The sequence below is a fragment of the Blautia sp. TF10-30 genome (assembly GCF_003481245.1).
Taxonomy (GTDB): Bacteria; Bacillota; Clostridia; order Lachnospirales; family Lachnospiraceae; genus Fusicatenibacter; species Fusicatenibacter saccharivorans.
Map to the genome: position 1 here is coordinate 1 of NZ_QUKM01000028.1, position 5503 is coordinate 5503.

Consider the following 5503-nt stretch of genomic DNA (forward strand, 5'->3'; position numbering starts at 1 on the left):
AAAGACTAACGAACATATTTAATGAAACATCGGAACCATCTTCTTTTTGTTGTTTACCTATAATAACGATTGGAGTAGTCGATTATAAACACTGCAATAAAAAAATCTGAAAATATATTTATCAACATTACATAAAAGTGTGTAGATGCACATAAAATGGGAATACATATTGAAATTCAGGTCGTTCTGTGATGGAATCTCATTACTAAAAAGTGTGCAGATGCACGGAAATGGGGAGTATAACAATGGAGATTAAAAGAGACGTTTACCTACTCTGCATTTAAGCCGATATGTTCTGCAATTACTTCTTCGTCCAATGGAAAAGAGAACCAGTCCCCGACCAGTTCTTCCTCATTGTACTTGCCAAGATTGGCTATATAGACTTGCATATCATCAATCATAAGCGGTCACTTCCTTTCACTCATCGTATTCATAAAATCTGCCATAAGCAATACCCACCATCAGAGCTTGAACATACCATTGTTGCAGACCGCATAACGTCCTTTTTCTTCCGGTTCATGGACGTAGGCTTCCAGATTAAAATATTTCTTTCCCTTTTCGGAGAGAGCAAAAAAATCAATGTTATGTTCCAAGCGGTAACGGGCAACGTCCATGATGTTGTGGCACTCTGGATAAAACAGAAATTCTTCTGATTTCTGCAATAAATCCTCTACACCGCCACAATAGGAAATCAACTCTTTATAAGCCAGCTGAACTTCTGGCGATAAATCCGTGTAAGCAAAGTACAGCTTGTTTAACCGTCTGACAGATGTTGTCCTTACAATGTCGCCAGCAAAGGGGAGCTTCATATCAATGATTTGATAATCGCCACTGTCAGCTTCCACGCCGAGCAGGTCACGGAACAGCTCATAATCAATGGGTAAATCGAACCAGCGAGAGGTTTTATCCTCTGCTGATTTGGTCGTTTCAATCAATACGCTACATTCTTCCATCGTAATTCAGCCCTTTCTTTTTAATTTTGAATATGAAAAAAGCAGTCGATCATAAATGAAAGGCTGCTTTAAATCATATCCTTTATTGCTTTGTGTGGAGATTTAACTGATTGTCTATGTCCCGTCCGGCATACATTACTCTAAGTATTGTTACAACTTTTTTATCGCTGTCTGGAATATAAAGTACCACATAATTGTCTACTGGTAATACACGAAGTCCACGACTTTTCCACGGTTCTTTTTCATATTTTCGATAACGCTCCGGCATCGTATCCAGACTTAATATCTGTTCTTCCAGACGGTCAAGCTGTCCGCTTGCATTTTCCGGCGATTGTAATTCAAAAGAAATATATTCAAAAATCCCTCTCAAATCACTGTCAGCCTGTTCGGATAATTCTACTTCATATATCATAAGCCATAATCCTTGCGAATGTCAGCAAATGCTTTCTTCGCATTTTTTGTCCGTCCAGCCTGCATATCCGCATATCCTTTCTCCAATTCTTCATTGAACTCTGCTTCTGATAATGTGCTGATATCAACAGGTCTGTCAGATGGTATTTTTACTTCAAACGGAAGTCCTCTCTGTAAGATAATCTGTTTATAAAACATATTGATAGCACTGGAAGCAGGGATACCAAGTGTAGACAGGATACTTTCTGCTTTTTCTTTGACATCTGGTTCAATCCTTGCATATAAATTTGCTGATTTTGTAGCCATATAAAACATCTCCTTTCGTGAGTAGTATTTCCATCTATCTTTATTATATGCAAATGTCCGCACAATAGCAATACTAATTTTATGCTCCAATAATCTTATTGAATAACTGTAACAATACATCTTTTACGCCGGACGCATTGAATACAAGACCAACGGCTACTAAGGCAACTACCAAGAATCCGATAAGTTTGGAAAACTCACGCTTACAGGATAATCGAACTACTGCATACTAACCGCCACAGGGAACTCCTAATCCCTTGCTCATGAGGGGAAGAATAGTTTATCATATTGTAAAAAAATATAAAAAAATATAAAAAGTTTTTGTGTTTTTAAATGATTTGTTAAGGTTAGTTGTTTATATATAGAGAAGAATAATTAAGAGAAAAGTGATGGATATGATACAAGACTGGATGATAATAAACAAAATTAAGATGGGAGATCCTGATGCATGGGATATTTTAGTACATAAATATTATGATAGTGTGTATTTTTATTGTGTTCGCAGATGTTATGGAGACTGCGATATAGCTTCTGATTTAACACAGGATATTTTTTTAAAATTGGTAGAAAGTTTACCTAGATACCGATTCATAGGAAAATTTCAAAATTATCTATACACTATGGCTGTCAATACTTGCAATAATTATTTGAAAAAAAGACATATTGAGCAAATAGAACTCACAGATAATTTTACAACTGATTTAGACACTTCATTGATTGATGAAATATTACATGATGAGAGAAAAGAAACGGTTCAAAAAGCACTTGATTTACTTCCTGAAATACAACGAGAGGTTGTGATACTACGGTATTATCACGATTTAAAGGTAAAAGATATTGCGACAATTACTGGCGTGGGGGTATCTACTGTACAGTCACGTATTTATCAAGGCCTTAGAAAATTAGAAAAAGTTTTAGAAAGAGAGGAATTTTATGATGGATAAAAAAGATATTATATCGAAATTGGCTGGTTATAAATTAGAAGGTGATATAGAAGGACGTGAAAAAACCATCGAATTAGGATATGAAATAATGATTAGACTTGGAATGAGTCGACATTCTTACTTTGAGCTATTCCTGTCAACTTTTCGCTTCATACATGTTCATACTTGGATAATTCAATTATTCATCTTTCTATCAGGGATAACTATGGCATTAAATTTTAAAAATTTACAGCCGATAAGTGAAATAATGTTATGCATTACAGGTGTAATATTCATTTCGGCTTTATTTTTTTTAGATGAATTATTCAAAAGTTTTACTACAGGAATGTGGGAATTGGAACAGACATTCAAATATGATTTGCGACAACATATTATGATGAAATTATTGATTTTTGGCATTATTGATATGGTAATTGTTATTTTGCTTTCTCTTATGACTAAATCTATAGTATCTTTGCCTTTGTATCAGATATTAGTCTATGTACTTGTTCCATACAATATTGTTTGCATTATTTTATTTTCGCTTATAACTATATGGAGAAAGCAATTACATAATTATTTCCTATGGTGTATATCGGGAAGTATTTGTGTCGCAGTTATTTTAATTGCAAATATCTTTAAAATATATGAAATCCGAATGCTTTATTGGGGAATAGCATATTTCATTACAACGACAATATTAGGGATTATCTTATATTCTCAAACTAAAATAATCAAATGGGAGGTAGCTTCAGTATGGAATTAACTATTAATAATATAACAAAACAATATGGGAATGTAACTGTGCTTGATGATGTGTCGTATCGATTTACTCCTGGAATTTACGGAATATTAGGTGCTAATGGGGCGGGTAAAACAACTTTATTTCGTATTATTTGTGGACTGATGAGAGCAAATTGTGGAAATATACAATATGACCATAAAGATATTGCTCTGCAAGCAGAATATTATCGCTCGATTCTTGGATTCTTACCACAAGATTTTCGATACTATCCTGATTTTACAGGATTAAATTTTATGATGTATATCGCTTCATTGAAAGGCTTAAATGGGAAAATAGCAAAAAAGAGATGTTTAGATTTATTGATTCAGGTTGGCTTAGATGATGTGAAAAATAAAAAAATCAGAAAGTATTCTGGCGGAATGAAACAGAGACTAGGTATCGCTCAAGCAATGATTAATAATCCGGAAATTTTAATATTAGATGAACCTACGGTAGGGCTCGATCCCAAAGAGCGAGTTAAATTTAGAAAACTGATAAGTTCGTTTGCATCAGAAAAAATAGTATTATTGTCTACACATATTGTATCAGATATAGAATATATAGCAGATGAAATCATTATTCTAAAAAAAGGTAGAATTGAAAATACAGGCACAATAAGATATTTGTTGAAAGATATTAACAAGTGTGTATGGGAATGCCTGGTTCCAGAAAAAGAAGTAAATCGAATTGAGCAAGTATATACAGTAAGTAATCGTAAATATGGAGAAGACGGAGTTGTTCTTCGACTTATTTCAAGGGAAAAACCTTTTGCAAATGCGAAACAAGTTGATCCGGTTTTAGAAGATTTGTATTTGTTTTATTTTAGAGAGGGGGAATGAGAGTATGACATCGCTAATTAAGTTTGAACTTGGGAAAATATTGAGAAACCGAACTGTATTTGGTGGGATTGTTGTAGGATGCTTAGTCCTTCTGGGGATTTTTTTTGTTGGGTATCACTATTCACAGCTATCAATGAGTGAAGCGAGTAATAAGAAAAAGGGGTTTGAAAAGAGCCTCGATGTAATAATAGATGAAAAATATTCTGGAGAGTTTACAGATGAAAAAGTTAAAATGATTCTGTCTGATTCTATGAATAATTTCCAAGAGAATGAAGAGCAAAAAGTTGTTAATAAGCCTTTTTATCCATTTTATTGGGAAATGGGAGATACTTTTTTTTCAAAAGATGCCGAAAATGTTTATTCAGAAATGATTGAACAGGTTAATAAAGGCCAAAGATTAACAATAGAAGACGTGGATTTATATTCATTGGACGAGGTTGGATTTAAAAAATTTGATACTCCTTTGACATTAGGAAATTATGTTCCATGGACAGACTTATATCGAGTACTTGGATATATATATGCTCTTTTGTCCATAATTACAATATTGGTATCTTCCATAGTGTTTTCAGATGATAATTCTAAAAATATCAATCAGATTCTGTTAGTTACAAAATATGGAAGAAACAAAATGATATTTGCTAAATTGATTGCGACAAGTATTATTACAGTGAGTTTATTTATTATTTTTCAATTGGTCAACATAGGTGTTTTCTCTACAATGTATGATATGAGCGGATGGAATTCAGACATACAAACAAATTTGTCGTTGGGATTATTTGACTTCCCTTTGCAATATAACCATATTCAAATATACTTTTTAATTCTTGTCATGCAATTAGTTGGTATTGGATTTGTTGAGAGTGTAACATTGTTAATATCAGCTCTTATGCATTCATCTATGTCAGTATTAGCTGTTTCATTAGGGGTATATATATTACCATTATTGCTGGTGCAAATGATAAAAACAGGGGTAGGTAACAAAATTTTGTATTTGTTTCCAATAAATAATTTGAATGTACAAAATATATTAGGTATTCTATATTCAAAAGATGCTTTTTTCTTCCATTCCTTCTTCATTAATATAGGATTTATATTTATTTTTCAGCTCTTAATACGAGTAGGGATGCAACTATATTGCTTTATTTATATTAAACATTGGAAGTTTTAATGATTTTTTCAATGAAAATGCAATTGAAGAAAAAATATGATATCATGTGAGTAACAAATCGGAATTTGTGTGTGGAGGTGATGGTTGTGAAGAAAAAAGTAACAATAGCGTTTGTC

Annotated in this window: 7 protein-coding genes and 1 pseudogene; 4 read left to right on the forward strand and 4 right to left on the reverse strand. The window is 32.9% G+C overall.

The features are described from left to right. Nucleotides 1-272: 272 nt before the first annotated feature. The 4 genes and pseudogenes from DXD02_RS15120 to DXD02_RS15135 form a co-directional block, all read right to left on the reverse strand. Nucleotides 273-401, reverse strand: a pseudogene (locus tag DXD02_RS15120) (antirestriction protein ArdA); the annotation flags it as partial. Between the two features lie 60 nt (nucleotides 402-461). Further along, nucleotides 462-935: an antirestriction protein ArdA gene (locus DXD02_RS15125; protein WP_243106630.1), complete on the reverse strand. Its 474-nt coding sequence runs from the start codon at nucleotides 933-935 to the stop codon at nucleotides 462-464. 100 nt (nucleotides 936-1035) lie between these two features. Continuing rightward, nucleotides 1036-1365 (reverse strand): type II toxin-antitoxin system RelE/ParE family toxin, encoded by a 330-nt coding sequence (locus DXD02_RS15130; protein ID WP_005334765.1) that lies wholly within the window; start codon nucleotides 1363-1365, stop codon nucleotides 1036-1038. After that, complete coding sequence (locus DXD02_RS15135) at nucleotides 1362-1670, reverse strand: type II toxin-antitoxin system RelB/DinJ family antitoxin (RefSeq protein WP_029471590.1); 309 nt, start codon at nucleotides 1668-1670, stop codon at nucleotides 1362-1364. Before DXD02_RS15135 ends, DXD02_RS15130 begins: the two co-directional genes overlap by 4 nt. 389 nt (nucleotides 1671-2059) lie before the next feature. Between DXD02_RS15135 and DXD02_RS15140 the strand changes: the two genes are divergently transcribed. From DXD02_RS15140 to DXD02_RS15155, 4 genes are read left to right on the forward strand one after another with little or no spacing between them, the layout of a single operon-like run. Further along, on the forward strand, nucleotides 2060-2614 hold the full coding sequence (locus tag DXD02_RS15140; protein ID WP_005334762.1) for an RNA polymerase sigma factor: 555 nt from the start codon (nucleotides 2060-2062) through the stop codon (nucleotides 2612-2614). Continuing rightward, entirely contained in the window at nucleotides 2604-3359 is a 756-nt protein-coding gene (locus DXD02_RS15145) for a hypothetical protein (RefSeq protein WP_092073367.1), read from the forward strand. Before DXD02_RS15140 ends, DXD02_RS15145 begins: the two co-directional genes overlap by 11 nt. After that, the gene (locus DXD02_RS15150) at nucleotides 3350-4216 is read left to right on the forward strand and encodes an ABC transporter ATP-binding protein (protein ID WP_005334760.1); all 867 of its coding nucleotides are present in this window, start codon (nucleotides 3350-3352) and stop codon (nucleotides 4214-4216) included. The genes DXD02_RS15145 and DXD02_RS15150 overlap by 10 nt, the downstream gene beginning before the upstream one ends. A gap of 4 nt (nucleotides 4217-4220) precedes the next feature. Beyond that, nucleotides 4221-5387 carry an ABC transporter permease subunit gene (locus DXD02_RS15155; protein WP_092073365.1) on the forward strand — a complete coding sequence of 389 codons (1167 nt, stop codon included), beginning with the start codon at nucleotides 4221-4223 and terminating at the stop codon, nucleotides 5385-5387. Nucleotides 5388-5503: the final 116 nt, after the last annotated feature.